We start from the raw sequence: 26,180 nt of genomic DNA, 5'->3' as shown, positions 1-26,180 counted from the left end.
ATCAATGGGCTCCGTAAGAGGGGCTGTCTGGTTGCGGGCTGTCGGCTGACAGGCCCGCGACGTTGCTGTCCAGCAAACGATGAGTGCGCGGGTATTCGCCGTGATCACCGATGAAATTCAGCAGTTCGACGTAGGTCTTGCTGCTTTGGCGCAAGGCCGCTTCCCGCAGGGCTGTGGGCAAGCGGCTGTCCTGCATGGTCTGCAACAACCGCTGATGGATGGCGCAGAGGTATTCCGCGCTCTCCTCCGGCTGATTGAGGCGCAGGTGCAGGTCTGCCAGGTTGTGATGGGAAATCACACAGGCCGCCACCGCTTCGTCGGCATCCGACCAGCGCTCGAACAGCACCTGGGCCAGGGCCAGCGCCTGCAGGTAGAACTCGCGAGCATCCACCAGTTCGCCCTGCATAAAGAGGCGATTGGCCCTTTCGATCGTGCGTTTCCAGTGCTCCATGGTGAGCCTCCAAAGCGGTGTCGGTGGGTTACACGCCGCCGGCAGTGAGCTTTTCCGGGTCCAGCAGGACCTCCAGCTGGCTGCGTGGCAGATCGGTATGTTCAAGGGCCACGTCGATCACCGGGCGCCCCTGCTTGTAGGCGGTCTTGGCGATTTCTGCAGCCTTCTGATAGCCGATGATCGGGTTCAGCGCCGTGACCAGGATCGGGTTGCGCGACAGCGCTTCCTTGAGCTTGGGTTCGTTGACCTTGAAGCTGGCGATGGCCTTGTCCGCCAGCAGGCGGCTGGAGTTGGCCAGCAACTCGATGCTGCTCAGCAGGTTCTGGGCAATGATCGGCAGCATCACGTTGAGCTCGAAGTTGCCCGATTGCCCGGCCACAGTGATGGTGCTGTCGTTGCCGATGACCTGGGCTGCGACCATCGCGGTGGCTTCAGGAATCACCGGGTTGACCTTGCCGGGCATGATCGACGAACCGGGCTGCAAACCTTCCAGCTCGATCTCGCCGAGCCCGGCCAGCGGGCCGGAGTTCATCCAGCGCAGGTCGTTGGCGATCTTCATCAACGACACCGCGGTAGCCTTGAGCTGGCCGGATACCGTCACCGCAGTGTCCTGGGAGCCGATCAGGGCGAAAAGATTCTTGCCCGGGGTGAATTGCACCTGGGTCAGCTTGCTCAACTGCTGGCTGAAACGCGCAGCGAACTCGGGATGTGCATTGATCCCGGTGCCCACAGCGGTGCCGCCCTGAGCCAGGGATTGCAGGCTCGGCAGCAGATCCTGCAGGTGGCTGATATTGGCCTTGAGTTGCTGCGCCCAGCCCTCCAGCACCTGGCTCATGCGCACCGGCATCGCGTCCATCAGGTGAGTGCGGCCGGTCTTGATGAAGGGGTGCACCTGTACCGCCTTGCGCTCGATGACCTCCACCAGATGCACCAGGGCCGGCAGCAGTTGCTCATGCAGGGTCAGCGCGGCGCTGACATGAATGGTGGTAGGGATGATGTCGTTGCTGCTCTGGCCGCAGTTGACATGGTCATTGGGGTTGACCGGTTCACCCAGCAGGCGGCTGGCCAGGGTTGCCAGTACTTCATTGGCGTTCATGTTGGAACTGGTGCCAGAGCCGGTCTGGAAAATGTCCACCGGGAAGTGCGGCATGAAATCACCTTCCAGCAGACCCTGGGCGGCATCGACGATGGCCTTGCCCTGGGCTTCGCTGATCTGCCCCAGTTCGACGTTGGCCTTGGCCGCAGCCGCCTTGGCCAGGATCAGCGCACGGATGAAGGCTGCCGGCATGCGTTGCCCGCTGATGGGGAAGTTGTCCACCGCACGCTGGGTCTGTGCGCCGTACAGGGCCAGTTCCGGTACCTGCAGTTCGCCCATGCTGTCGCGTTCGATACGGGTATTACTCATCGGGAAATCCTTGCACCAGTTCTATCAGGGGAATGGAAGGCAGCAGCGAGCAGGTCGCCAACTGCCAGGCGTGGCTCTGCCAGCGCTTGAGCCGGCAATTGCACAAAGACAACCGCTCCATGTCGCGCAACGGCCGCCAGGCCTGGTCCAGGCACTGGCTGCGCCAATGCCAGGGCAGCGCTGTATCGGTTGCGGTATCGATCAATAAACGGAAGGAAGTTTCAGCGACGGTCCAGGCCGACATCGCGGTACAGCAGGCCAGGTAGCGGCCTTCGGCGAGGTAATGCTCGATCAGACGGGGTTCGTCCGGTTCCAGTGCGCAACGGATCTGGCGGCTCATCCAGCGCCAGCTTTCGAGGTAAGGCTGCTCGTGCAAGGCAGAACTCATGACCTGGGCTCATCGAATAATGATTTTCATTATTAAATGATATTGAGAATCAAATCAATCTGGCTTGTATGATTTTTGTCCAACTCTTATAGGGCCCGCCTTGCCGGCGAATGAGCCCTTGAGCCTGGTGCCGGATGTCAGGACGCTTTCGCTGGCAAGCCAGCTCCTACAAAAATGGCGGCCATAAAAAACGCGCCACCTCGGGGAGGTGGCGCGTTGGGGGTGAAGCTGGGCGCGGTCAGCTGCCGGCGACGGTCATGCGTTCGATCAGCACCGAGCCGGTGCGGATGTTGCTACGCAGCTCCAGGTCGTTACCCACTGCAAGGATCTGCTTGAACATGTCCCGCAGGTTGCCGGCAATGGTCACTTCCTGCACCGCGAACTGAATCTCGCCGTTCTCGACCCAGAAACCCGCCGCACCGCGGGAGTAGTCCCCGGTGACCATGTTCAGGCCATGGCCCATCAGCTCGGTCACCAGCAGGCCACGGCCCATGCGCCGCAGCAGCGCGGCCTGGTCTTCGTCGCCATGGGTGACGAACAGGTTGTGCACGCCACCGGCGTTGGCGGTGCTCGGCATGCCCAGCTTGCGTCCGGAATAGGTGCCCAGTACATAGGACACCAACTCACCGTCCTGGATGAACGGCTTGGCGTAGGTGGCCAGGCCATCGCCGTCGAAAGCCGAACTGCCCATGGCGCGCATCAGGTGCGGGCGCTCATCGATGGTCATCCACTGCGGAAACAGTTGTTGACCCAGGGCGCCTTCGAGGAAGGACGACTTGCGGTACAGGTTGCCACCGGAAATCGCCCCGAGAAAACTGCCGAACAGGCCACCGGCCAGTTCTGCGGAAAACAGCACCGGCACCTCACAGGTCGGCACTGGACGGGCACCTAGCCGGCTGGCCGCGCGCTGGGCGGCACGCTGGCCAATGCTCACCGGGTCGGCCAGCAACTGGCCCTGGCGATTGACGTCGTACCAGTAGTCGCGCTGCATCTGGCCATCCGCCTCGGCAATCATCACGCAGCTCAGGCTGTGGCGGGTGGACGCATAACCACCAATGAAGCCGTGGCTGTTGCCATACACCCGACAGCCCTGGTGGGTGCTGAGGGTGGTGCCGTCGGCATTCTTGATCCGGCTGTCGGCAGCAAAGGCCGCTGCCTCACAGGTCAGGGCCTGCTCGATGGCCTGTTCGGGGGTGATGTCCCAGGCGTGGAACAGGTCGAAGTCCTGCAGGTCCTTGGCCATCAGGGCCGCGTCGGCAAGGCCCGAGGCTTCGTCTTCGGAGGTGTGCTTGGCAATCGCCAGGGCCGCCGCCACGGTTTCGCGAATGGCCTCGGGGCCGCTGGCAGACGTACTGGCCGAACCCTTGCGCTGGCCCAGGTAGAGGGTGATGCCAAAGCCCTGGTCGCGGTTGAACTCGACGGTTTCCACTTCCCGCTGGCGCACCGAAGTCGACAGCCCCTGCTCCAGGGACACCGCCACTTCACAGGCGCTGGCCCCCTGGCGCTTGGCCTCGGCGATGATCTGCTCGACTTGCTCCTGCAGGGCCGGCAAAGCCTGTGGGCCGACGCTTTGTGCTGCACTCATGCTGTTCTCCACTCAAATTCTGCTTTCGATTAAGGCCGGCGAGCGACCGGGCCGGACAAGCGGCCCTCGACTGGTTATCATGGCGGCGTTTCTTTGCGGACTGCCACCATGGTTGATTCTTACGACGACTCCCTCGATGGGGAGAAAAGCAAATCCCAGGTCAAACGCGAGCTGCATGCTCTGGTTGATCTCGGCGAGCGCCTTACCACTCTCAAGCCCGACTTGCTGAACAAACTGCCCCTGACCGACGCCTTGCGCCGGGCCCTGGCGGATGCACCCAAGCACGTCGCCCATATCGCCCGAAAGCGCCACCTGCAGTTCATCGGCAAGCTGATGCGGGACCAGGACACCGACGCGATTCTGCAACTGCTTGACCAACTCGATGCCTCCACCCGGCAGTACAACGAACGCTTCCATAACCTGGAGCGTTGGCGCGACCGCCTGATCGGCGGCGGCGATGACGTGCTGGAAAAGTTCGTCGGCGAATACCCGGACGCCGATCGCCAGCAACTGCGCTCCCTGATCCGTCAGGCCCAGCATGAGCTGGCGCATAACAAGGCACCGGCCTCAAGCCGTAAAATCTTCAAGTACATCCGCGAGCTGGACGAGACTCAACGCGGCCTGCGCTGAGCCTTGCCACGGGTGAGCTGCCCTGCAGCTCACCCGACACCCTCCCTCCTTATGCCCCAGTGCCACCCACGGTGATCGCATCGATCTTCAGGGTCGGCTGGCCGACGCCCACTGGCACCGATTGCCCATCCTTGCCGCAGGTGCCGACGCCACTGTCCAGGGACAGGTCATTACCCACCATCGATACCCGGCTCATGGCTTCCGGACCGTTGCCGATCAAGGTCGCGCCCTTGACCGGGGCGGTGATCTTGCCGTCCTCGATCAGGTAGGCCTCACTGGTGGAGAACACGAACTTGCCGCTGGTGATATCCACCTGGCCGCCGCCGAGGTTGGCGCAATAGATGCCCTTCTTCACCGAAGCGATGATTTCCGCCGGATCGCTTTCGCCACCCAGCATGTAGGTGTTGGTCATGCGCGGCATCGGCAGGTGCGCATAAGACTCGCGGCGACCGTTGCCGGTGCGGGCCACGCCCATCAGCCGGGCATTGAGCTTGTCCTGCATGTAGCCCTTGAGCACGCCGTTCTCGATCAGCGTGGTGCATTCGGTGGGGGTGCCTTCGTCGTCCACGCTCAGGGAACCACGGCGCCCGGCCAGGGTGCCGTCGTCGACGATGGTGCAGAGCTTGGAAGCCACCATTTCGCCCATGCGACCGCTGTAGGCCGAACTGCCCTTGCGGTTGAAGTCGCCCTCCAGGCCGTGGCCCACGGCTTCGTGCAGCAGCACTCCGGACCAGCCGGAGCCCAGCACCACCGGCAGGGTTCCGGCCGGCGCCGGAATCGCTTCCAGATTGACCAGCGCCTGGCGCAGGGCTTCACGGGCATAGCCCATGGCCCGATCTTCGCTGAGGAAATAGCGGTAGTCGGTACGCCCGCCGCCGCCATGGCCACCGCGCTCGCGGCGACCGTTCTGCTCGACGATGACGCTGACGTTGAAACGCACCAGCGGCCGCACGTCCGCCGCCAGGCCGCCATCGGTAGAGGCCACCAGGATCCGCTCCCAGACCCCGGCCATGCTCACGCTGACCTGCTGGATGCGCGGATCCAGGGCGCGGGTTGCGGCGTCAACGCGCTTGAGCAGCTCGACCTTCTCGGCCCGGCTGATGACTTCCAGGGGGTTGTCCGGCGCATACAGCTGCGCCACGTCCTGGGTCGAAAACGCCTGCACGGTGCCGTTTTGCCCGGCCCGGGAAATCGAGCGCGCCGCCCGGGCGGCGAGGCCCAGGGCTTCCAGGGTGATGGCATTGCTGTAGGCGAAGCCGGTCTTCTCACCGGATTGCGCACGCACCCCAACCCCCTGGTCGAGGTTGAAACTGCCTTCCTTGACGATTCCGTCTTCCAGGGACCAGGACTCGGAAATCTGCCCCTGGAAATACAGATCGGCGGCATCGATGCCCGGGCCGGCCAGATCCCCCAGCACGCCTTGCAAGCTTTCGATGGTCACGCCGCCCGGGGCTAGTAGATGTTCACTGACAGAGGACAACAACCCGCTCATATGTTTTGGCCTTAAATTCGTCGTACTTATGCAAGCCGTTGCACGCCTTGCGAGAAAATGCGCCGGTGACTGAACACCGGCATCCGCGCCCGGATGGACGCCTGTTCACTGCTGTCGCGCTCGGCCAGCAGCACGCCTTGACCTTGATCCTGTTGCGCCACTATCCGCCCCCAGGGGTCGACGATCGCGGCATGGCCGTAGGTTTCCCGTGGGCCGGGATGCACGCCGCCCTGGGCCGCCGCCAGTACATAGCACTGGGTCTCGATGGCACGGGCGCGAATCAGCACCTCCCAATGGGCCGCACCGGTGACTGCGGTAAACGCCGAAGGCGCGGTGATCAACTCGGCGCCAGCGGCGCGCAACTCGCTGTACAGCTCGGGAAAGCGCAGGTCATAACAGACTGTAAGGCCGACCCTTCCCACCGGCGTATCCGCCACCACCACCCGGTCTCCATGAGCATAGTCATCGGATTCACGGTAGCGTCCGCGATTGTCCGCCACATCGACATCGAACAGGTGCAGCTTGTCGTAGCGCGCCACGAACTGCCCCTGGTCATCCACCAGCAACGAACAGGCATTGGACTTGGCCTCGGGCTGATCGACGGGGGGCAACGGCAAGGTGCCGGCCACTATCCATAACCTGAGGTCGCGGGCGGCCTGTTTCAACCATGGCAGGATCGGACCTTCGCCCAGCGCTTCGGCGCGACCAATGGCCGCCATGTCGCGGCGCCCCATGGCGGCGAAGTTTTCCGGCAGGACGGCCAGCTTTGCACCGCCGGCAGCAGCCTGTTCGAGCAGGCTCCGAGCCTGCTGCAGATTGGCCAGGACATCGCTCTGGCTGACCATTTGAATCACCGCAAGAGACATGGCGAACTCCTTGTAGGGTAGGCCGCCATGCTACTCCATAGGCGCGAATCGAGGATTCTCAAAACGGTTTGTCGAAGGTGATTTTCGGCTCTTTCCATGGGCCTTTGACGTTGTATTTGACGCTGGCGAAGCGCGCCACGCGGTCACCGATCAGCTTGTCGATCAGGAACAACGCCCCGCCCACCGCCGGCGCACCGACAATCAGCGCGGCAATCGGCAGGTTGTTGGTCACCGGCAAGGTCACCAGCAGCTTGGCGTCGACCTGGTCGGCCACCATGTCCAGGGTGCCATTGAGCTCCAGGTTGCTCGACGGCCCGGTCAGGGTGATCGGCTCGCGAGTGACGTAAACGCCATTGCTCGCCGCCAGCACGCCCCGGACCCGGTCATAGCTCAGGCCCTTGCCGAACAGGTCGGAGAAGTCCAGGCGCAGGCGGCGACCGATGGAGTTGAAGTTGAGCAGGCCGAACACCCGCAAGGCCTGGGCCCCGCCCTCGACTTCGACGAACTGGCCCTTGCGCAGGGTAGCGTCCAGGCTGCCGGAGAAGCGCTTCAAGCCCACCCAGGCCGGCGAGCCCGGCCAGCGGCCATCGACGTCCAGGTGAAAATCTTCACTGGTCACGGTCGGGGCGAAGCCCCAGCCCTTGAGCACGTCCGCCAGGTTCTTGCCGCCAATGCGGCCCCGGTACCAACTGTTGCTGGCACCGGCCTGGCCTTCCCAGCCGCCCTCGCCCTGCAACTGCATGCCCTTGAGGCCCAGGTCCAGGCCATTGAAGACCATGCCCCTGGACGTCGGCCGCACCTTGAGCGCCCAGCGGCCGATCAGGTCCTGGCCCTGGAACAGCTGGGCAATGGAAATATCCAGGGGCGGAACGCTCTTGGGATCCACCGAGGCCAGGGGGTCGGGCGCATTTTCATCGGCCTGCGCTGCCGGATCGGCAGCCGGCAGGCGCACGTACGCCATGTCGATGGCCATCGGCGCCGCCTTGGCATCGGGAATCCCGACCTTGCCTTTGGCCTGCTGGCTGTCGATATGCAACTCCCAGGCAGCGGGCTTGCGCGCCAGCAACAGGTTGACCTGGTCCAGGGTGGTGCCGAAGGCACTGAGCTTGCCGACCTTGAAGTCCGCACTGCTGAGCAACTGTTTGGCGCTGCCTCCCGGATCCTGCCCGGCGTAGCGATCCACCAGGGCTTTCCAGGGTTCCACATCCAGCTCAGAGAGAATCCCTCGTATCCGCAGCCCTTTACCCGGCGGCAGCAAGGCCGCGCCATCACCGAGGAACAGCTCGCCTCGCCCCTCGGCGAGCTTGCCGCTGGGCGCCGCAAAGGTGAAGTCGGCCAGTTCGCCGTAGTTGAACCAGTAGCGCCGCTCGGCCCCTTGCAGAGTCATGCGAAATACACTGTTGCGCCCGGTGCTGGCCGCCATGCCGAACGGCGCCGGCAGGTCCACCGCTACGCCCTTGAGACTGGAACTGACCATCAACTGGCTGTCGGCTCCGTCCAGGTTCAGTTGCAACTGGTAGGGCACCTCGCCGGACACCGGCAACGGCTGGCCGACTTGCAACCAGTCGGTAAGTTTCTTGACCGCAACCTGGCCCTTGGCAACCACTCGAGTATTGGGTTTGCCCGGCTTGCCATCGGCGAAGATCTGCGCCGTGACCGGCCGCTCGAACGCCTGGGCACTGATGCCCTCGCCACTCAGGCCCTTGGCACTATCGAAGCGGAAATCACCCTTGAGCTGGGTCAGTTCCAGCTCAGGCTCACTGAGCTTGAGGCGCGCCTTGTCGGTCTTGAACGCCATCACGATCTTCGGCTCCTGGCCCTTGACCAGGGGAATATCCAGATCCAGCTTGCCTTGCAGATCGCCCTCGCCATGCCAGCCGGCAAAGGTCGAGCCGGTGCCGATCGGCGCTTCCTGGAGAATTTTCACGCCATCGCCCAGGCCACCGGCAAAGGCGCCATCGATGTACATGTGGCTGTCCTGCCCGCTGGCAGCATGGGGAATGTTGACGAAGACATCCCGCACCTTGGTGTCCAGCAACTGGCCTTTGCTGGCGACGATGCGCACGCCGCTGTCTTCGATGAACACATCGCCGCTGACCTTGGTCAAGTGCGGCCAGCCCGGCTGGAACGCCAGCTCGGTGTCATGCACCTTAAAGAACAGGCTGATGCTGCGGGCGGCCTCGACGGCGTCATGGTTCAGCGAACCCTGGTACTGGAAGAAGCCCTGGTCCACCGCTCCCTTGAGGATCGCCGTGCGCAGCCATTCATCCACACCGGCGTTGAGCACCTGGGGCAGGTACTTGGCGGTGTAGCGCCCATCGCCGTCCACCAGGCCGACTCGCAGGTCCATGTAGTCTTCCTGGCTGTGGTCGAAATGCAGGCGGATCAGGAAGTCGCCGGCGATCTTGCCCTCTTCGCCCAGCACCTTCAGGTAGGGGGCAATCAGGGTGAAGCCTTCCTTGTCGAGCTTCCAGGTCAGGGTGGCGTTGGCCTGGATGTACTGCCAGGGCTTGGCGAAGATCGGGTACAGGTGCAGGGAGAAATCCTTGCTGTCCATGCGCAGCTCGCCCTTGCCCAGGTCGCCGCTGATGCTGCCGCTGACATTTCGTGCTGCCGGAGCACCGTGATAGGCATCGAAGCCAACCCGGTCGAGGTTCGCGGCGAAGCTCAGGCGCTGGTCGCCAGTGTTCTGGGGACGGTAGTCGAGCAGCACGTTGCGCAGGCCGCCAGTGACTTTCAGTCGGTCGATGGCCGTGGCCAGGCCTTCCGGCAAGGGCGCCAGGGCATCGAGGATCGGGGTGATCGGCTTCAGGTCCAGGCGGTCGGCCTGCACATGCCAGAGTTCTTCCTGCTGCTCGGTCGCGTTGCGCTGCTGCACCTGCACACGGGATTCCCAGCGGGTCTCGCCGAGGTTCAGCGCCAGGGAGTCAAGCTGCACCTGCAGGCCCTGCTCATCACGCTGGAAGTAGGCATTCAACGCCAGGTTGCTCAGGGACACCGGCGTGCGCTCGGCATAGGCCCCGGTGAATTGCGGGGCATTCAAGCGCAGCGTGGCGTTTTGCACCCCACCCTTGGCCCACTTCAGCCACAGCTCGCCACCCGCTTTGAGCTCGGAGAGTTTCCACTCCCGGGTCAGCCGGGCCGGCACCCAACGCGACCAGTCGCTTTGCGGCAGGCTCAGGTACAAGTCGGCCTGGGCATCGCGCCAGGCCTCGGCCCGCATCCTGGTCCGCAGGTTCATTGCCAGGGGCTGGCCGTCCGGCAGCGTCAGGCGCAGGTCCAGGCGCTGGCGGCTGGTACCGCTGCGCAGATTGAGCCCGACGTAGGTCAGGGCCACGGGCTGGTGGTCCAGAGGCTGCAAGGTGACCTGGCTGTCCAGCAGCGACAGCTCGGCAACCTGTTGCAGGCGGCCCAGCAACTGCTGGGGGTCCATCGGCTGGTCCTGTTGCACCGGCAGGCCTTCAAGCTGCCACTGGCCGTCCGCGCCCTCTTTCAGGCTGAGGCTCAGGCCGCTGAGCTCCAGGCGACCGATCCGCAGGTCACGGGCCAGCAGGCTGCCGAGCATATCCGGCGCCACGCTCACCTGATCCAGGCGCAGCGCATTGGCGCCCTCGCCCACCTGCACGTCGTGGGCCAGCAGGATCGGCGACAAGCCGCTCCAGCGCCCCTCCAGGCTACCGATATGCACCGGCAAGCCCACGGCCTGCTGCACCTTGGCCTCGACCTCGGGCTGGTACTCGGCCACCAGCGGGGTCAGTTCCCGGCCCAGACTGACATACAAGGCAGTCGCCACCAGCGCCAGCGCACAGAAGCCAAGCCCCCAGCGAATCAGCGTGGTGAACAGGCGCATCAGCCGCTCCATTTCAGTTGGCTCCCAGGGTAAAAGTCATGCAAAAAGCTGAAGCCAGCCATTTCCACGGATGTAGAACACGCGGAATCAGAGCAGCACCACGTCGTATTGTTCCTGGGAATACATGGTTTCGACCTGGAACCTGATGGTCCGGCCGATAAAACCCTCCAGCTCCGCCACGTTGCCCGACTCTTCGTCCAGCAGCCGGTCGACCACCTTCTGATTGGCCAGCACCCGATATCCTTCTGCCTGATAAGCCCGGGCCTCGCGGAGGATTTCTCGGAATATTTCGTAACAGACGGTTTCCGGGGTTTTCAACTTGCCCCGCCCCTGGCAACTGCTGCAAGGCTCGCACAGCACCTGCTCCAGGCTCTCGCGGGTACGCTTGCGAGTCATCTGCACCAGGCCCAGCTCGGTGATGCCAATGATGTTGGTCTTGGCGTGGTCACGCTCCAGCTGCTTTTCCAGGGTGCGCAATACCTGGCGCTGGTGCTCTTCATCTTCCATGTCGATGAAATCGATGATGATGATCCCGCCCAGGTTGCGCAGGCGCAGTTGCCGGGCAATAGCGGTGGCCGCCTCGAGGTTGGTCTTGAAGATGGTTTCCTCAAGGTTGCGATGACCGACGAAGGCCCCGGTGTTGACGTCGATGGTGGTCATGGCTTCCGCCGGGTCTACCACCAGGTAGCCTCCGGACTTGAGCGGCACCTTGCGCTCCAGGGCTTTCTGGATTTCGTCCTCGACGCCGTACAGATCGAAGATCGGCCGCTCGCCGGGGTAGTGCTCCAGGCGGTCGGCGATTTCCGGCATCAGTTCGGCCACGAACACCGTGGTCTTCTGGAAGGTTTCCCGGGAGTCGATGCGGATCTTCTCGATCTTCGGGCTCACCAGGTCGCGCAGGGTGCGCAGAGCCAGGCCCAGGTCCTCGTAGATCACATTGGGCGCGCCGATGGTCTTGATCTGCGCGCCGATCTGGTCCCAGAGCCGGCGCAGGTAACGGATGTCCATCATGATCTCATCGGCCCCGGCGCCTTCGGCGGCGGTGCGCAGGATAAAACCACCGGCCTCCTTGATGCCTTCCTGGGCCACGCAATCACTGACGACCTGCTTCAGGCGCTCACGCTCGGCTTCGTCCTCGATCTTCAGCGAGATACCGACATGGGCGGTACGCGGCATGTACACCAGATAGCGGGAAGGGATCGACAACTGAGTGGTCAGGCGCGCGCCCTTGGAACCGATGGGGTCCTTGGTGACTTGCACCACCAGGCTCTGCCCTTCGTGCACCAGAGCGCTGATGCTCTCTACCGCAGTGCCTTCGCGGGTGGAAATTTCCGAGGCGTGGATAAACGCCGCCCGGTCCAGGCCGATGTCGACGAAGGCCGCCTGCATGCCCGGCAAGACCCGCACCACCTTGCCCTTGTAGATGTTGCCGACGATCCCCCGGCGCTGGGTGCGCTCGACGTGAACCTCTTGCAGCACTCCGTTTTCGACCACCGCCACGCGTGATTCCATCGGCGTGATGTTGATCAGAATCTCTTCACTCATGGCAGTGTCTCGTTCAGGCGTGTTCATAGAGGGCCGCAGCAATCGGGTACGGCGCTTTAGCGCACTGGAAGGTTTTGCCAACAGGGTATGCCGAAATGCCCGAGCAGTTCTGCGGTTTCGCACACCGGCAAGCCGACCACCGCGGAATAACTGCCATTGAGGCCGGCGACAAACACCGCTGCCAGTCCCTGGATAGCATAGCCACCGGCTTTGTCGCAGGGCTCGCCGCTGGCCCAGTAGAGCGCGGCCTCTGCAGGTGAGATCGGGCGAAAACGTACCAGGCTGCGCACCACTCGCGACTCGCAGCGTTCACCGTCAAGCAGGGCAATGGCGGTGAACACTTCATGCTCACGCCCCGAAAGCGCCATGAGCATCTGCAACGCATCAGCCTGATCCAGCGGTTTGCCGAGAATCCGCCCATCGAGCACTACCGCGGTGTCGGCCCCCAGCACACAGGCCGGGGCCTGGGATTCACTGCTGGTGATCAGCCCGCGCCCCGCCGCAGCCTTGCCTCGGGCCAGGCGCTCGACGTAGGCGGCAGGTGACTCATCGGCTAGCGGGGTTTCATCGATGTCCGCACTGATGGCGGTGAACGGCACGCCGATCTGCGTCAGCAACTCACGCCGACGAGGCGAACCGGAAGCGAGGTAAAGCGGATTCATCAAGACATCTCCCTGTCGAGGTGCGGGCCAATGCCTGACCGAATTAATTGATTTTGAAACGTCGACGCAAGCCGCGCAGGCCGAAGCTGACCCAGGGCCACAACAAGGCACTGACCAGGGCCGGCAGCACCAGGGCCAGGGTCGGCTGGCGGTTGCCGGTCAGGGCGCTGAGCCAGAGTTGCACCAACTGCGCCAGGCCGAAGATCACCAGGATCACCAGGCTCTGCTGCCACATCGGGAACATCCGCAGGCGCTGTTGCAGAGACAGTACAAGGAAGGTGATCAGCGTCAGGATCAGGGCATTCTGCCCCAGCAGCGTGCCATAGAGCACATCCTCTGCCAGCCCCAGGCACCAGGCAGTGACCATGCCGACCTTGTGCGGCAGGGCCAGGGCCCAGAACGCCAGCAACAGCGCCAGCCACAGCGGACGCAGGATCTCCATGAACTGCGGCAAGGGCGAGACGCTGAGCAGCAGCCCGATAAGGAAGGTCAACCAGACGATCCAGCCATTTCGCGAATAGGTGCTACCCGCCATTATTCTCTTCCTCCGGTGGTGGCCGGTGCTGCTGCCGGTGGTTTGGCAGCGGCCGGTTTCACCACAGGTTTATGGACCGGCTTGGCCGGAGCGTGAGCCGCGGGTTTGGCCGGGGTCGCCGGCGCAGCAGGAGTCGCAGTGGCGGGCGCAGCCCCGGCGTTTGCCGCCGCGGCCGGCTTGGGCACGGTGGCCGGGACCACTGGCGCGGCGCTGGCGCCCTGCTGGTCCTGGGCTTCCTGGGCCTGGGCGGCATCGTTGGCACGCTCTTCGGCGGTACGCGGATCGCTGAATACCAGCAGCAGGTAGCGGCTGCGATTCAGCGCAGCGGTGGGTACCGCCCGCACAATGGCGAACGGCTGGCCGGAGTCGTGGATCACTTCCTTGACCGTGGCCACCGGGTAGCCGGCGGGGAAACGCTGGCCCAGACCGGAGCTGACCAACAGATCGCCTTCCTTAATATCCGCGGTGTCGGCCACATGGCGCAACTCCAGGCGCTCCGGATTGCCGGTGCCGCTGGCGATGGCGCGCAGGCCGTTGCGGTTGACCTGCACCGGAATGCTGTGGGTGGTGTCAGTGAGCAGCAGTACGCGGGAGGTGTAGGGCATCAACTCCACCACCTGGCCCATCAGGCCACGGGCATCGAGCACCGGCTGGCCGAGGAACACGCCATCGCGCTCACCCTTGTTGATGATGATGCGGTGGGTAAAGGGGTTCGGGTCCATGCCGATCAACTCGGCCACTTCAACCTTCTCGTTGACCAGTGCCGAGGAATTGAGCAACTCGCGCAGGCGCACGTTCTGCTCGGTGAGGGCCGCGAGCTTTTGCATGCGCCCCTGCAGCAGCAGGTTTTCGGTCTTGAGTTTTTCGTTTTCAGCGACCAGCTCGGTACGGCTGCCGAACTGACTGGCCACGCCTTGCCATAGCCGCTGCGGCAGGTCGGTGATCCAGTAGGACTGCATCAACACCAGCGACATTTGGCTACGCACTGGCTTGAGCAGTGTGAAGCGGGCATCGACCACCATCAGTGCGACCGAGAGAACGACCAGCACCAGGAGGCGCACGCCTAATGAGGGGCCTTTGGCGAAAAGCGGTTTAATAGGCCGCTCCTCCCAGGCAAATGTTGTGTTTATTCATACGGCATCAAACCGGCCTGGATGCAGATTGACAGAAGATAAACGCCACAGGCAGCACTGCAAAGTGCTGCCTGTGAGCGCAACAGCATAGATGCAACCGGCGAAGTTATTCGCTGGAGAGCAGGTCCATGGTGTGTTTGTCCATCATTTCCAATGCACGGCCACCGCCGCGAGCGACACAGGTCAGCGGGTCTTCGGCAACGATCACCGGCAGGCCGGTTTCCTGGGCCAGCAGCTTGTCCAGATCACGCAGCAGCGCGCCACCACCGGTCAGCACCAGGCCGCGCTCGGCGATGTCCGAAGCCAGTTCCGGAGGCGATTGCTCCAGGGCGCTTTTCACCGCCTGAACGATGGTTGCCAGAGACTCTTGCAGAGCCTCCAGCACTTCATTGGAGTTCAAGGTGAAGGCACGTGGCACTCCTTCGGCCAGGTTACGGCCGCGGACGTCGACTTCACGCACTTCGCCGCCCGGGTAGGCGGTGCCGATTTCCTGCTTGATGCGCTCGGCGGTGGACTCACCGATCAGGCTGCCGTAGTTGCGACGCACGTAGGTGATGATCGCTTCGTCGAAACGGTCGCCGCCAACCCGTACGGATTCGGCGTAGACCACACCGTTCAGGGAGATCAGGGCGATTTCAGTGGTACCACCACCGATGTCCACGACCATCGAACCGCGGGCCTCTTCAACCGGCAGGCCGGCACCGATCGCAGCGGCCATCGGCTCTTCGATCAGGAACACTTCACGGGCACCGGCGCCAAGGGCCGATTCACGGATGGCGCGACGCTCAACCTGGGTGGACTTGCATGGAACGCAGATCAGCACACGTGGGCTGGGCTGCAGAAAGCTGTTTTCGTGAACCTTGTTGATGAAGTACTGCAGCATCTTTTCGCAAACGCTGAAGTCGGCGATCACGCCGTCTTTCATCGGACGAATGGCTGCGATGTTGCCCGGGGTACGACCGAGCATGCGCTTGGCCTCAGTACCAACCGCGACAACACTTTTCTGATTACCGTGGGTCCGAATGGCCACAACCGATGGTTCATTCAGGACAATACCGCGCTCGCGCACGTAAATAAGGGTGTTGGCAGTGCCCAGGTCAATGGAAAGATCGCTGGAAAACATGCCACGCAGTTTCTTGAACATGGGAAAGGGACCCTAGGCAACGCGTGGGTAAAAAAGTGCGGCAAACTCTAACAACGACAGGGATTTTGGGCAAGGCGCCAATATGTTAAATTGGCCGCTTTTCTGTGCACCAACCCCCACAATCGCGGCCATAAGACCGTAGAAATGCGGTAGTGTTCCGACAATCTAACACGCGGACGAAATCCGTTTTTGTTTTCCACTGGAGAATCCCATGGCGCTTGAACGCTCCGACGTGGAAAAAATCGCTCATTTGGCCAGCATCAAGCTCAATGAAGGCGATCTTCCACACATCACCTCCGCCCTGAACAGCATTCTCGGGCTGGTGGATGAAATGCAGGCAGTCGATACCGACGGTATCGAGCCCCTGGCCCACCCCCTGGAAGCCAGCCAGCGCCTGCGCGCAGACGTTGTGACCGAGTCCAATCATCGCGAGGCCTATCAGTCCATCGCACCAGCGGTCGAAAGCGGCCTGTACCTGGTTCCGAAAGTCATCGACTAAAGGGAAAGAGCCTGCAATGCATCACATGACTCTGGCCGAGATCGCCCGCGGCCTCGCCGACAAGAAATTCTCTTCTGTAGAACTGACCCAGACCCTGCTGGCGCGCATCGCCCAGCTGGATCCGCAGATCAACAGCTTCATCAGCCTCACCCAGGACCTGGCACTGTCCCAGGCCAAGGCCGCCGACGAGCGTCGCGCCAATGGTGAGAGCGGTGCCCTGCTGGGCGCGCCGATCGCCCACAAGGATCTGTTCTGCACCCAGGGCATCCGCACCAGCTGCGGCTCGAAGATGCTCGACAACTTCAAGGCGCCCTACGACGCCACCGTGGTCGCCAAGCTGGCCGCTGCCGGGGCCGTGACCCTGGGCAAGACCAACATGGACGAATTCGCCATGGGCTCGGCCAACGAGTCGAGCTGGTACGGCGCGGTGAAAAACCCGTGGAACCTGGAACACGTGCCCGGCGGTTCGTCCGGCGGTTCCGCCGCCGCGGTCGCTGCGCGCCTGCTGCCAGCCGCCACGGCTACCGACACCGGCGGCTCGATCCGCCAGCCCGCCGCCTTCACCAACCTCACCGGCCTGAAGCCGACCTATGGTCGCGTTTCCCGTTGGGGCATGATCGCCTACGCTTCCAGCCTCGATCAGGGTGGCCCGCTGGCGCGCACCGCCGAAGACTGCGCGATCCTGCTGCAAGGCATGGCCGGCTTCGACCCGAACGACTCCACCAGCATCGATGAACCGGTGCCGGACTACAGCGCCGGCCTCAACGGCTCGCTGCAGGGCCTGCGCATCGGCGTGCCGAAGGAATACTTCAGCGCCGGCCTGGACCCGCGCATCGCCGAGCTGATCCACAACAGCATCAAGGAGCTGGAAAAGCTCGGTGCGGTGATCAAGGAAATCAGCCTGCCGAACATGCAGCACGCCATCCCCGCGTACTACGTGATCGCCCCGGCGGAAGCCTCTTCCAACCTGTCGCGGTTCGACGGCGTGCGCTTCGGCTACCGTTGCGAGAACCCGGAAAACCTGGAAGACCTGTACAAGCGCTCCCGCGGCGAAGGCTTCGGCAGCGAAGTGCAGCGCCGGATCATGGTCGGTGCCTACGCACTGTCCGCCGGCTACTACGATGCCTACTACCTCAAGGCGCAGAAAATCCGTCGCCTGGTGAAGAACGACTTCATGAGCGCGTTCAACGAAGTCGACATCATCCTCGGCCCGACCACGCCCAACCCGGCCTGGAAGCTCGGCGCCAAGAGCAGCGACCCGGTCGCTGCATACCTGGAAGACGTCTACACCATCACCGCCAACCTCGCGGGCCTGCCGGGCCTGTCGATGCCGGCCGGCTTCGTCGACGGCTTGCCGGTCGGCGTGCAACTGCTCGCTCCGTATTTCCAGGAAGGCCGCTTGCTCAACGTTGCGCACCAGTATCAGTTGAACACTGACTGGCACACCCGCACCCCAACCGGCTTCTGAGGAGACACACATGCAATGGGAAGTCGTGATCGGGCTGGAGATTCATACCCAGCTCACCACTCAATCGAAGATTTTCTCCGGTAGCTCCACCGCCTTCGGTGCCGAGCCCAACACCCAGGCCAGCCTGATCGACCTGGGCATGCCCGGCGTACTGCCAGTGCTGAACCAGGAAGCGGTGCGCATGGCGGTGATGTTCGGCCTCGCGGTTGACGCCGAGATCGGCCAGCACAACGTGTTTGCCCGCAAGAACTACTTCTACCCGGACCTGCCCAAGGGCTACCAGATCAGCCAGATGGAGTTGCCGATCGTCGGCAAGGGCCACCTGGACATCCCCCTGGAAGACGGCACCATGAAACGCGTCGGGATCACCCGCGCGCACCTGGAAGAAGACGCCGGCAAGAGCCTGCACGAAGAGTTCAACGGCGCCACCGGCATCGACCTGAACCGTGCCGGCACGCCGCTGCTGGAAATCGTTTCCGAGCCTGACATGCGCAGCGCCAAGGAAGCCGTGGCCTACGTCAAGTCGATCCACGCCCTGGTGCGCTACCTGGGCATCTGCGACGGCAACATGGCCGAGGGCTCCCTGCGTTGCGACTGCAACGTCTCGATCCGCCCCAAGGGCCAGGTCGAGTTCGGCACCCGCTGCGAGATCAAGAACGTCAACTCGTTCCGCTTCATCGAGAAAGCCATCAACTCCGAGATCCGTCGCCAGATCGAGCTGATCGAGGACGGCGGCAAGGTGATCCAGCAGACCCGCCTGTACGACCCGAACAAGGACGAAACCCGTCCGATGCGCAGCAAGGAAGAAGCCAACGACTACCGTTACTTCCCCGACCCGGACCTGCTGCCCGTGGTCATCGAGGATTCCTTCCTCGACCAGGTACGTGCCACCCTGCCGGAACTGCCACCACAGAAACGCGAACGCTTCCAGGAGCAGTTCGGCCTGTCGGTCTACGACGCCAGCGTGCTGGCCACCAGCCGTGAGCAGGCGGACTACTTCGAGAAGGTCGCCAGCATCGCCGGTGACGCCAAGCTCGCCGCCAACTGGGTCATGGTCGAGCTGGGCAGCCTGCTGAACAAGCAGGGCCTGGAAATCGACGAAGCCCCGGTCTCGGCCGAACAACTGGGCGGCATGCTGTTGCGGATCAAGGACAACACCATCTCCGGCAAGATCGCCAAGACCGTGTTCGAAGCCATGGCCAATGGCGAAGGCAATGCCGACGAGATCATCGACAAGCGTGGCCTCAAGCAAGTCACCGACAGCGGCGCGATCTCTGCGGTGCTCGATGAGATGCTCGCAGCCAACGCCGAACAGGTCGAACAGTACCGTGCCGCCGATGAGGCCAAGCGCGGCAAGATGTTCGGCTTCTTCGTCGGCCAGGCGATGAAAGCATCCAAAGGCAAGGCCAACCCGCAACAGGTCAACGAGCTGCTGAAGAGCAAGCTCGAGGGCTGATCGGGGTTTAACCGCAAGCGGCCCCGGCCGCTTGCGCGTGACGAGGGAGCGAGCTCCCGCTCGGTCCGACAGCGACTGCAAACCGGCCGGCGACGCTCCAGCAAGGAACATCGCCGTCGGCTTGCGGTCTGCCAGACAGACCAGCGGGAGTACGCTCCCTCGCCACATCAACCATCGGAGCTCCCGAATGAAGCGTCTGGTTGCCACTAGCGCCCTGCTCGCTCTGCTCACCGGCTGCGCCACCAGCCACGTCATCGACCCCCGAGGTTATGACACAACCGGCACCGCCTCCTATTACGGCGCTCGGCACCACGGCAATCGCACTGCCAGTGGCGAGCCCTTCGACCAGAACGGCCTGACCGCCGCCCACCGCGAACTGCCATTCGGCACCCGGGTACAGGTCACCAACCTGGGCAACGACAAGAGCGTCGTGGTACGTATCAACGACCGAGGCCCGCACACCCGAGGCCGCCTGATCGACCTGTCCCGCGCCGCCGCCCAACAACTGGACATGCTGCGCAGCGGAACTGCCAAAGTCCGCGTCCAAGCCCTCAGCGACTGACCCCGGGAGCCCACGCCATTACCGCTTTTGCCGAACTGCCCCTGCTCAGCCTGATCCAGCTCATCAGCGGCCTGGTGATGCTGATCGCCGGCGCCGAACTGCTGGTGCGCGCGGCCATCCGCCTGGCTGCACGCCTGCACATGCGCCCACTGATCATCGGCCTGAGCATCGTCGCCTTCAGCAGCAGCGCGCCACAAATGGCCATCAGCCTGCAGGCGACCCTGGCCGACAACACCGACATTGCCGTGGGCAGCGTGATCGGCAGCAGCATTTTCAACATCCTGGTGACCCTCGGCCTGTCCGCGCTGATCATCCCGCTGCGGGTCTCGCGGCAACTGGTGCGCCTGGACATCCCGCTGATGATCGGCGCCAGCCTGCTGGTGTTCGTGCTGGCCTACAACGAACAACTCAGCCCCAGCGACGGCCTGATCCTGCTGGCAGCCCTGGTGCTGTACCTGGGCCTGCTGTTGCGCCAGTCCCGCCATTCGCACCGCCCCCACTCACCCGCACCAGCCGGCCAGCGCAGTTGGGCACCGCGCATCAGCAGCCTGCTGATGGTCCTGCTCGGCCTCGGCCTGCTGGTCTTCGCCGGGCACTTGCTACTGGGCGCCGCCGTCTCCGTGGCCGACGACCTGGGGCTTTCCGAGCGGGTCATGGGCCTGACCGTGATCGCCGTCAGCACCTCCCTGCCCCAACTCGCCACTTCGCTGCTGGCGGCCCTGCGCGGCCAGCGCGAGATTGCCGTGGGCAACATCATCGGCAGCAACCTGTTCAACCTGCTGGGAGTGCTGGGCTTCACCGCCCTGGTGGCACCGACACCTCTTTCGGTCTCGCCCAATGCCCTGGACTTCGACCTGCCGGTCATGCTCGGCGTGGCCGTGCTGTGCCTGCCGGTGTTCTATTCCGGATACCGCGTGACCCGGGCCGAAGGCCTGCTGTTTCTGGGCTTGTACCTGGCTTACGGGCTGCATGTGGTGTCCTTCACCACCGGCATGCCTCTGGCCGGCAAGCTGGAACACCTGATGCTGTTTTTCGTCCTGCCAGCGCTGGTGGCGTTCCTGCTGTTCAGTTCGCTGCGAGCCTGGCGCCGCCAACACAAGAAGGAAGCACCATGAGCGAGAACAAGAAAAGCGGATTGCAGATGCGTCGCCAGGTCATGGGCGATGCGTTCGTCGATCGCGCCCTGGGCAACGCCACCGAATTCACCCAGCCCTTGCAGGACTTCGTCAACGAGCATGCCTGGGGCGGTGTATGGAACCGTGAGGGCCTGCCGCTCAAGACCCGCAGCCTGATCACCCTGGCGACCCTGACCGCACTCAAGTGCCCACAGGAACTCAAGGGCCACGTGCGCGGCGCACTGAACAACGGCTGCAGTGTCGAAGAGATTCGTGAAGCGCTGCTGCATTGCGCGGTGTATGCCGGAGTGCCGGCGGCCATCGATGCGTTTCGCGCGGCCCAGGAAGTGATAGACACCTATCAGCAACCGCAGTGAACCTGCTGCCGGCTCCTACGCAATAGCCGTGCAGGAGCCGGCTCGCGGCAAAGCCTAGATCCACCCACCCCACTGCAACAGGAAAATCCCGATATTGGTGGTCACCGCCGCCATCACCGTGGTGATGACGATGATCGCCGCCGCCAGTTCGTGGTTGCCATTGGCCGCCCGGGCCATGACAAAACTGGCCGCCGCGGTGGGGCTGCCAAAGTACAGGAACAGGATCCCCAACTCCGCCCCGCGAAACCCGCACAGCCAGGCCCCCAGGGTCGCCAGGGCCGGCAGGCTGACCATCTTCAGCAAACTGGAGCTCATCGCCAGCTCGCCGCTGTTGCGCAAGGCTGCCAGGGACAAGGTGCCGCCAATGCAGATCAGCGCCAGGGGCAGAGTCATCTGCGCCAGGTAGCGCCCCGAAGTTTCCAGCCAGTTGGGAATGCCGATCTGCCAGTAGGCGAACGGTGCGGCCACCAGCACACTGACAATCAGCGGGTTGCTGACAACGCTCTTGAAGATGCTCCAGGGATCGGACTTGATCACCGGGCTGTAGACCGCCAGGACGATGGTCGAGAGGGTGTTGTAGAACAGGATCACCAGGGCTGCGAGCACTGCGCCCAGGGAAATGCCGTAATCGCCGTACATGCTGGCAGCCAGGGCCAGGCCGATGATCGCGTTATTGCCGCGAAACGCGCCCTGGGTATAGATCCCGCGGTCGGCCTTGGGGCAACGCCAGATCGCCCAGCCCCAGGCCAGGCTAAAGCACGCCAGGGTGGCCAAGGAGAAATAGATCAGCACCCCGGGTTTCAACGATGAATGCAGGTCGGCATGGACAATGCCGAGAAACAGCAGCGCCGGCATGGTGACGTTGAACACCAGGGCCGAGGCCGTATGAATGAAGTTGTCGTCGATCCATTCCACCCGCTTGAGCAACAGGCCGAGCAGCAACATGGCAAAGACCGGCGCCGTGATCGTCAGGGTTTCGAGAAAAATAGCCAGCATGGGCGGGTGGACCTTGAGCCTGTCGTTAGGGCGCTAATGATAATTCAATCCGCACGCTGGCGTCTGGAGCCTCGCTGCCCCGGGGCCCGCCTGCCCCACGCAGTACCCAGCCTGCGGCTCCATTGCGGGGCGAAAGAAAAAATGCTGCAGCGGTGCATTCGCTTCTTGACGGGAAAACGTTTTCCTCTATGCTCAATTTAACTGTATATACATACAGTTAAATAAGGAAATATCCCCATGACATATCAAGGAGCTAGAAATGTCAGGACTCTCTGCACAGAAGCAGCAACAGCCACAACACGCGGGCAAGATCGTCGCCGACCTGGACCGCCTGTTCAGTGAACAAGGCATCGCCATTTCCGGCGATGGCGACACCCTGGTACTGGTCGCCGATGGCCACCACACCATCAAGTACCACCGCCCGGAAGACCTGCCTCGTTCTGCACAAAAAGCCACCAAGGGCCAGCCACAGCTGCGTTTCGAGGGCGGCGAACACACAGCCATCGGCGACAGCACCCTGCTGCGCTTCGTCAAGGATGCACCGGCCATCCCGGCGTGGCAGGTCGAACTGCACCTGCCTAACGGCCTGGCGCTGACCTACGGCCAGGTGGTGGCCCTGGGGGGCGACTTCTATGGCATTCCCGAGCAGCCGATCTGCGAAGGCGCAACCCCCAGTGATCGAGTACAGCGCTTTATCGCGGCGTTCAACTCCCTTGCGGTACTGCCGGCGGCGAAAGACGAAGCCCGGCAGATCCTTGCGGTGATGCAAAAGGAAATCGTCGCCGCCAACCAGGCGATCCGCGACGGCAAGCAGCCCCATGAAGCCTATGACGCCCTGGGCGATACCCTGTCCGAGGAGTGGAACAAGATAACCGGGGGCGGCAGCGTGGTATCCGCCCTGTTCCCCCTGGGGCGCTACCTGAAGCTGGCGGCCAACAACGCCGATCACTTCGGCGAGTGGGCCCTGGCTGCCTACACCGCAGGGCATACCGCAGCGCTGCAGCAAGCGGTACTGGCGGGCAAGAGCGCGGACGACAAGCAACTGGAACTGGCTTACGCAATGAACGCCTTCGCCGACCATTTCCTCACCGATCTGTTTTCCTCCGGCCACGTACGGGTGCCGCGCAAACAGGTGGCGGCGGTCGTCACCCCCAGCGACCTGGGTTCGCTGATTACCCGCTTCATGCATGACGAGGACAGCAAGTTCGGCCTGAATGTCAGCAACGCCCAGGGCGATCGCTGGCACGCCTATGGCGACAAGCGCTACTTCGACAGCGTCGACCATCGCAATCGCCAGCAAGTGAAGATGGCTGTGCAGAGTTCGGCAGACGAAATCTTCGCCAGCTACCTCAGCGGCAACCTCCCCGCACCCGCCAGCTACGCAGCCCTGAAAACCCTGCCGGACCTGAATGCCGCGAAAACCGGCAACTTCTCGCCACTGTTCGTGATGAGTGGCGACAAGGTCCTGCGCCGCAGCGACGTCAACAACCTCAATGACAGCAAGACCATCGACAACTGGTGGGGCTGGAGCACCTACCTGCTGCTGCAGAACTACAGCCCGAACAAGCCGGCCGGCTACCTGGAAACCCCCAGCGCGGTTCCGGTGATCCTCGCCGATGGCTGGCAGAGCCACAGCCCCAGCGAACCCAACTGGCTGCCAGGCCACGCGGTGCGCTACGCCCTTAGCGAAACCAACGGGTTGAACGAGTCCTACATCGGCCCCTGGTCGGCCTATGTGGAACTGAGCGACAGCTTCCAGCCAACCCTGAGCATTCCGGCCGGTACCAGCAACAGCAGCGCCACCGGGCGCAATGTGTTCCGCCAGTTCCGTGGTGGTTCACCGGAGCTGGTCGGCTCCATCGACAAGAACGCCAGCCACTTCATCGACAGCAACGCCTGATAAGGAGATCACCATGGCTATCAACCTGAAACTGCAACTGGCCTCCGGCCAGTCTCTCAAGGATGCACCACTGGAGCTGCTGCTCAACGGCGCCCCGATCGCCCGAGCCAGCGTGGATGAACATGGCAACGTGGCCTTCAACGCGAAGCCGGGCAGCGGCCAGTTGGCCGTACGTGTGGACCGTTCGATCCTGCATCAGGCCTGATGGCTGCCTGTAGGAACGGCTCGCTCGCGAAACGGCCCAGCGCCCTTGCACCGGCGGTGCAAGGGCGCTGGGCTTGAGGCTAGCGCTCGGCCCTCCGTCAGGCCGTGAGAGTCTGCTCTTGCAGATGCCCCTGCTCGATACGAACGAGCCGTGGATGGAAGCGTTTGAGGCTGCTGCGATGGCCGACGCTGACAATGCTCAGGCCCGGCAACTGATCGATCAGCGCCTGATACAAGGTGGCTTCGTCCTCTTCGTCCATGGCCGAAGTGGCCTCATCCATGTACAGCCACTGCGGTGCATAGAGCAGGGCCCGGGCAAAGGCCAGGCGCTGCTGCTCGCCCGGCGACAACATGCGCTGCCAGTGATTGCTCTCGTCCAGGCGCGCCACCAGATGGGGCAAGCGGCAGGTTTCCAGGACCTGTGCATAACGCTCCTGGGGGTAGCTGTCGCCAGACTGTGGATAACTCAAGGCTTCGCGCAGGCTGCCAATGGGCAGATAGGGCTTTTGCGGCAGGAACAGGTAACGCTGGTTCGGCAGCAGGATGCTCCCGTGCCCGGCCGGCCACAACCGACCCATGGCCCGCAGCAAGGTACTCTTGCCGCTGCCGGAACGGCCGCTGAGCATGAGCCGCTCACCTGGGTTCACGGTCATTTCGGCGCCGGCCAGCAGATGCCGGCCATCGGCCAGGTCCAGGCCCAGGTCACGTACGCACAATTGTTCGCCCTGATGCTGCACGTCGATAGCCGGGGTCCGTTCTTCGTTATCACTCATGGCCTGGCGGAAACTCAGCAGACGATCACAGGTGGCGCGCCAGGCCGCCAGGTCCGAATACGCACTGATGAACCAGCTGAAGTTCTCCTGAACGTTCCCGAATGCCGAGTTGATCTGCATCAGCTCACCCAGCTCGATCTTGCCGGAAAAGTACCGCGGGGCAGCCACGATAAAGGGGAAAATGATCGCAATCTGGCCATACCCGGCGGTGAAGAAGGTCAGGCGCTTGGAGACCTTCATGATGTCCCAGAAGTTGTGCCAGACCTTGCCGAAACGGCTGCTCAGACGCTGGTTCTCGTTCTTCTCGCCGTCATACAGGGCAATGCTCTCGGCATTCTCCCGTACCCGCACCATGGAAAAACGCAGGTCGGCTTCGAAGCGCTGTTGCTGGTTGTTGAGGCCGATCAGGCGGCGCCCGATCAAGTGGGTCAGCCAGCTGCCGACAGCGGCATAGACCAGCGCGCACCAGAACATGTAGCCGGGAATAGTGTAGCCGAACACCTCGATACTGCCGGACACCCCCCACAGGATGATCGAGAAGGACACCAGGCTGACAATGTTGCGGATCAGCCCCAGGCCCAGGGACAGCGTATTGCTGGTAAAGCTGTTGAGGTCTTCGGAAATCCGCTGGTCCGGGTTGTCGGTGTAGCCGCCCTGCTCCAACTGGTAGTAGTTCTTGTGGCCCAGCCAGCGGGCAAAGTGCTTCTCGGTGAGCCAGGCCCGCCAGCGGATGGTCAGCATCTGGGTCAGGTACAGGCGGTACACCGCCCCCAGGATCGCCACCGCGGCAATTCCGCAGAAATACAGGATCAAGTGCCAGAACGCCGCTTCGTCCTTTTTCTGCAAGGCGTTGTAGAAGTCCTTGTACCAGCTGTTGATCCACACCGAGATGGCCACGCTGAACAGCGACAGGCCGATCACCGCAACCAGCAACAGCCAGGCCTTGCCCTTTTCCTCACTGCGCCAGTACGGCGTGATCATGGCCCAGACCCGGCGAAAGAATTGCCCGCGCACGGCATCGTTGACCGCGGAGTATTCAGCGTTCTGATTCATCGTTGAGGCTCGATAGGAAGAAGGGCAAGCGTTGAGCCGATCATAGTAGATCGGCTCGCTTTTTCACGACGCCCAGCGGACATTCGTTCAG

23 protein-coding genes are annotated in these 26,180 nt (G+C 63.1%); 9 read left to right on the top strand and 14 right to left on the bottom strand.

Annotated features, from left to right (window positions below; genetic code table 11):
- Position 1: 1 nt before the first annotated feature.
- From AC07R1_RS26105 to pmbA, 4 genes are all read right to left on the bottom strand, one after another.
- Positions 2-451: a DUF2753 family protein gene (locus tag AC07R1_RS26105; protein WP_011059262.1), complete on the bottom strand. Its 450-nt coding sequence runs from the start codon at positions 449-451 to the stop codon at positions 2-4.
- 28 nt (positions 452-479) lie between these two features.
- Positions 480-1,856 carry a class II fumarate hydratase gene (locus tag AC07R1_RS26100; RefSeq protein WP_041115976.1) on the bottom strand — a complete coding sequence of 459 codons (1,377 nt, stop codon included), beginning with the start codon at positions 1,854-1,856 and terminating at the stop codon, positions 480-482.
- Positions 1,849-2,244, bottom strand: a complete 396-nt coding sequence (locus tag AC07R1_RS26095) for a hypothetical protein (RefSeq protein ID WP_011059260.1) — start codon at positions 2,242-2,244, stop codon at positions 1,849-1,851. Before AC07R1_RS26095 ends, AC07R1_RS26100 begins: the two co-directional genes overlap by 8 nt.
- Positions 2,245-2,482: 238 nt before the next feature.
- Positions 2,483-3,829 carry a metalloprotease PmbA gene (gene pmbA / locus AC07R1_RS26090; RefSeq protein WP_011059259.1) on the bottom strand — a complete coding sequence of 449 codons (1,347 nt, stop codon included), beginning with the start codon at positions 3,827-3,829 and terminating at the stop codon, positions 2,483-2,485.
- A gap of 108 nt (positions 3,830-3,937) precedes the next feature.
- On the opposite strand from pmbA, the gene yjgA reads away from it, so the two are divergent.
- Positions 3,938-4,459 carry a ribosome biogenesis factor YjgA gene (yjgA, locus tag AC07R1_RS26085; RefSeq protein WP_011059258.1) on the top strand — a complete coding sequence of 174 codons (522 nt, stop codon included), beginning with the start codon at positions 3,938-3,940 and terminating at the stop codon, positions 4,457-4,459.
- A gap of 49 nt (positions 4,460-4,508) precedes the next feature.
- Here the strand turns inward: yjgA and tldD are convergent, their stop codons facing one another.
- The 8 genes from tldD to mreB all read right to left on the bottom strand — a co-directional run bounded on the left by tldD (position 4,509) and on the right by mreB (position 15,686).
- On the bottom strand, positions 4,509-5,951 hold the full coding sequence (gene tldD / locus AC07R1_RS26080; RefSeq protein WP_011059257.1) for a metalloprotease TldD: 1,443 nt from the start codon (positions 5,949-5,951) through the stop codon (positions 4,509-4,511).
- Between the two features lie 26 nt (positions 5,952-5,977).
- Entirely contained in the window at positions 5,978-6,817 is an 840-nt protein-coding gene (locus tag AC07R1_RS26075) for a carbon-nitrogen hydrolase family protein (protein WP_011059256.1), read from the bottom strand.
- A 58-nt stretch (positions 6,818-6,875) separates the two neighbouring features.
- On the bottom strand, positions 6,876-10,679 hold the full coding sequence (locus tag AC07R1_RS26070; protein ID WP_495111093.1) for a YhdP family protein: 3,804 nt from the start codon (positions 10,677-10,679) through the stop codon (positions 6,876-6,878).
- 75 nt (positions 10,680-10,754) lie between these two features.
- Positions 10,755-12,212 carry a ribonuclease G gene (gene rng / locus AC07R1_RS26065; RefSeq protein WP_011059254.1) on the bottom strand — a complete coding sequence of 486 codons (1,458 nt, stop codon included), beginning with the start codon at positions 12,210-12,212 and terminating at the stop codon, positions 10,755-10,757.
- 56 nt (positions 12,213-12,268) lie between these two features.
- Positions 12,269-12,874 carry a Maf family protein gene (locus AC07R1_RS26060; RefSeq protein ID WP_011059253.1) on the bottom strand — a complete coding sequence of 202 codons (606 nt, stop codon included), beginning with the start codon at positions 12,872-12,874 and terminating at the stop codon, positions 12,269-12,271.
- Between the two features lie 43 nt (positions 12,875-12,917).
- Positions 12,918-13,409, bottom strand: coding sequence for a rod shape-determining protein MreD (gene mreD, locus AC07R1_RS26055; protein ID WP_011059252.1), 492 nt, complete (start codon positions 13,407-13,409; stop codon positions 12,918-12,920).
- On the bottom strand, positions 13,409-14,506 hold the full coding sequence (gene mreC, locus AC07R1_RS26050; RefSeq protein ID WP_072451275.1) for a rod shape-determining protein MreC: 1,098 nt from the start codon (positions 14,504-14,506) through the stop codon (positions 13,409-13,411). Before mreC ends, mreD begins: the two co-directional genes overlap by 1 nt.
- Before the next feature lie 142 nt (positions 14,507-14,648).
- Complete coding sequence (mreB, locus tag AC07R1_RS26045) at positions 14,649-15,686, bottom strand: rod shape-determining protein MreB (protein ID WP_002555108.1); 1,038 nt, start codon at positions 15,684-15,686, stop codon at positions 14,649-14,651.
- 211 nt (positions 15,687-15,897) lie between these two features.
- On the opposite strand from mreB, the gene gatC reads away from it, so the two are divergent.
- The 6 genes from gatC to AC07R1_RS26015 all read left to right on the top strand — a co-directional run bounded on the left by gatC (position 15,898) and on the right by AC07R1_RS26015 (position 21,163).
- A complete protein-coding gene (gene gatC, locus AC07R1_RS26040) occupies positions 15,898-16,185 on the top strand; it encodes an Asp-tRNA(Asn)/Glu-tRNA(Gln) amidotransferase subunit GatC (RefSeq protein ID WP_011059250.1) in 288 nt (95 codons plus the stop codon).
- A gap of 16 nt (positions 16,186-16,201) precedes the next feature.
- Complete coding sequence (gatA, locus tag AC07R1_RS26035) at positions 16,202-17,653, top strand: Asp-tRNA(Asn)/Glu-tRNA(Gln) amidotransferase subunit GatA (RefSeq protein ID WP_053149031.1); 1,452 nt, start codon at positions 16,202-16,204, stop codon at positions 17,651-17,653.
- 10 nt (positions 17,654-17,663) lie between these two features.
- Positions 17,664-19,109 (top strand): Asp-tRNA(Asn)/Glu-tRNA(Gln) amidotransferase subunit GatB, encoded by a 1,446-nt coding sequence (gatB, locus tag AC07R1_RS26030; RefSeq protein WP_011059248.1) that lies wholly within the window; start codon positions 17,664-17,666, stop codon positions 19,107-19,109.
- 187 nt (positions 19,110-19,296) lie between these two features.
- On the top strand, positions 19,297-19,671 hold the full coding sequence (locus AC07R1_RS26025) for a septal ring lytic transglycosylase RlpA family protein (RefSeq protein WP_019095661.1): 375 nt from the start codon (positions 19,297-19,299) through the stop codon (positions 19,669-19,671).
- 50 nt (positions 19,672-19,721) lie between these two features.
- On the top strand, positions 19,722-20,786 hold the full coding sequence (locus AC07R1_RS26020; RefSeq protein ID WP_026020272.1) for a calcium/sodium antiporter: 1,065 nt from the start codon (positions 19,722-19,724) through the stop codon (positions 20,784-20,786).
- Positions 20,783-21,163 carry a carboxymuconolactone decarboxylase family protein gene (locus AC07R1_RS26015; RefSeq protein WP_011059245.1) on the top strand — a complete coding sequence of 127 codons (381 nt, stop codon included), beginning with the start codon at positions 20,783-20,785 and terminating at the stop codon, positions 21,161-21,163. Before AC07R1_RS26020 ends, AC07R1_RS26015 begins: the two co-directional genes overlap by 4 nt.
- Positions 21,164-21,217: 54 nt before the next feature.
- Here the strand turns inward: AC07R1_RS26015 and AC07R1_RS26010 are convergent, their stop codons facing one another.
- Positions 21,218-22,159: an AEC family transporter gene (locus AC07R1_RS26010; RefSeq protein ID WP_495111092.1), complete on the bottom strand. Its 942-nt coding sequence runs from the start codon at positions 22,157-22,159 to the stop codon at positions 21,218-21,220.
- Positions 22,160-22,418: 259 nt separating this feature from the next.
- Here AC07R1_RS26010 and AC07R1_RS26005 point away from each other — a divergent pair, with 259 nt between their 5' ends.
- Together AC07R1_RS26005 and AC07R1_RS26000 are read left to right on the top strand one after the other, a co-directional pair.
- Positions 22,419-24,059, top strand: coding sequence for a phospholipase (locus tag AC07R1_RS26005; RefSeq protein WP_443692959.1), 1,641 nt, complete (start codon positions 22,419-22,421; stop codon positions 24,057-24,059).
- Positions 24,060-24,072: 13 nt separating this feature from the next.
- On the top strand, positions 24,073-24,264 hold the full coding sequence (locus tag AC07R1_RS26000; protein ID WP_011059242.1) for a hypothetical protein: 192 nt from the start codon (positions 24,073-24,075) through the stop codon (positions 24,262-24,264).
- Positions 24,265-24,361: 97 nt separating this feature from the next.
- On the opposite strand, the gene AC07R1_RS25995 is transcribed toward AC07R1_RS26000, so the two are convergent.
- Entirely contained in the window at positions 24,362-26,089 is a 1,728-nt protein-coding gene (locus tag AC07R1_RS25995) for an ABC transporter ATP-binding protein/permease (protein ID WP_011059241.1), read from the bottom strand.
- Between the last annotated feature and the right edge of the window lie 91 nt (positions 26,090-26,180).

The sequence above is a fragment of the Pseudomonas sp. GW821-FHT07F01 genome (assembly GCF_059418825.1).
The sequence above is the reverse complement of the archived record's forward strand: the minus strand, read 5'-3'. Positions and strand labels throughout refer to the sequence as shown.

Excerpts from the sequence above, each read along its gene's own strand:
- AC07R1_RS26075 (WP_011059256.1), bottom strand. The coding sequence starts at position 6,817 with ATGTCTCTTGCGGTGATTCAAATGGTCAGCCAGAGCGATGTCCTGGCC.
- rng (WP_011059254.1), bottom strand. The coding sequence starts at position 12,212 with ATGAGTGAAGAGATTCTGATCAACATCACGCCGATGGAATCACGCGTG.
- AC07R1_RS26070 (WP_495111093.1), bottom strand. The coding sequence starts at position 10,679 with ATGGAGCGGCTGATGCGCCTGTTCACCACGCTGATTCGCTGGGGGCTT.
- AC07R1_RS26100 (WP_041115976.1), bottom strand. The coding sequence starts at position 1,856 with ATGAGTAATACCCGTATCGAACGCGACAGCATGGGCGAACTGCAGGTA.
- AC07R1_RS26025 (WP_019095661.1), top strand. The coding sequence starts at position 19,297 with ATGAAGCGTCTGGTTGCCACTAGCGCCCTGCTCGCTCTGCTCACCGGC.
- AC07R1_RS26005 (WP_443692959.1), top strand. The coding sequence starts at position 22,419 with ATGTCAGGACTCTCTGCACAGAAGCAGCAACAGCCACAACACGCGGGC.
- gatB (WP_011059248.1), top strand. The coding sequence starts at position 17,664 with ATGCAATGGGAAGTCGTGATCGGGCTGGAGATTCATACCCAGCTCACC.
- AC07R1_RS26000 (WP_011059242.1), top strand. The coding sequence starts at position 24,073 with ATGGCTATCAACCTGAAACTGCAACTGGCCTCCGGCCAGTCTCTCAAG.
- gatC (WP_011059250.1), top strand. The coding sequence starts at position 15,898 with ATGGCGCTTGAACGCTCCGACGTGGAAAAAATCGCTCATTTGGCCAGC.
- AC07R1_RS26010 (WP_495111092.1), bottom strand. The coding sequence starts at position 22,159 with ATGCTGGCTATTTTTCTCGAAACCCTGACGATCACGGCGCCGGTCTTT.
- AC07R1_RS26105 (WP_011059262.1), bottom strand. The coding sequence starts at position 451 with ATGGAGCACTGGAAACGCACGATCGAAAGGGCCAATCGCCTCTTTATG.
- AC07R1_RS26095 (WP_011059260.1), bottom strand. The coding sequence starts at position 2,244 with ATGAGTTCTGCCTTGCACGAGCAGCCTTACCTCGAAAGCTGGCGCTGG.
- mreD (WP_011059252.1), bottom strand. The coding sequence starts at position 13,409 with ATGGCGGGTAGCACCTATTCGCGAAATGGCTGGATCGTCTGGTTGACC.
- AC07R1_RS26060 (WP_011059253.1), bottom strand. The coding sequence starts at position 12,874 with ATGAATCCGCTTTACCTCGCTTCCGGTTCGCCTCGTCGGCGTGAGTTG.
- mreB (WP_002555108.1), bottom strand. The coding sequence starts at position 15,686 with ATGTTCAAGAAACTGCGTGGCATGTTTTCCAGCGATCTTTCCATTGAC.
- pmbA (WP_011059259.1), bottom strand. The coding sequence starts at position 3,829 with ATGAGTGCAGCACAAAGCGTCGGCCCACAGGCTTTGCCGGCCCTGCAG.
- AC07R1_RS26015 (WP_011059245.1), top strand. The coding sequence starts at position 20,783 with ATGAGCGAGAACAAGAAAAGCGGATTGCAGATGCGTCGCCAGGTCATG.
- gatA (WP_053149031.1), top strand. The coding sequence starts at position 16,202 with ATGCATCACATGACTCTGGCCGAGATCGCCCGCGGCCTCGCCGACAAG.
- yjgA (WP_011059258.1), top strand. The coding sequence starts at position 3,938 with ATGGTTGATTCTTACGACGACTCCCTCGATGGGGAGAAAAGCAAATCC.
- AC07R1_RS25995 (WP_011059241.1), bottom strand. The coding sequence starts at position 26,089 with ATGAATCAGAACGCTGAATACTCCGCGGTCAACGATGCCGTGCGCGGG.
- tldD (WP_011059257.1), bottom strand. The coding sequence starts at position 5,951 with ATGAGCGGGTTGTTGTCCTCTGTCAGTGAACATCTACTAGCCCCGGGC.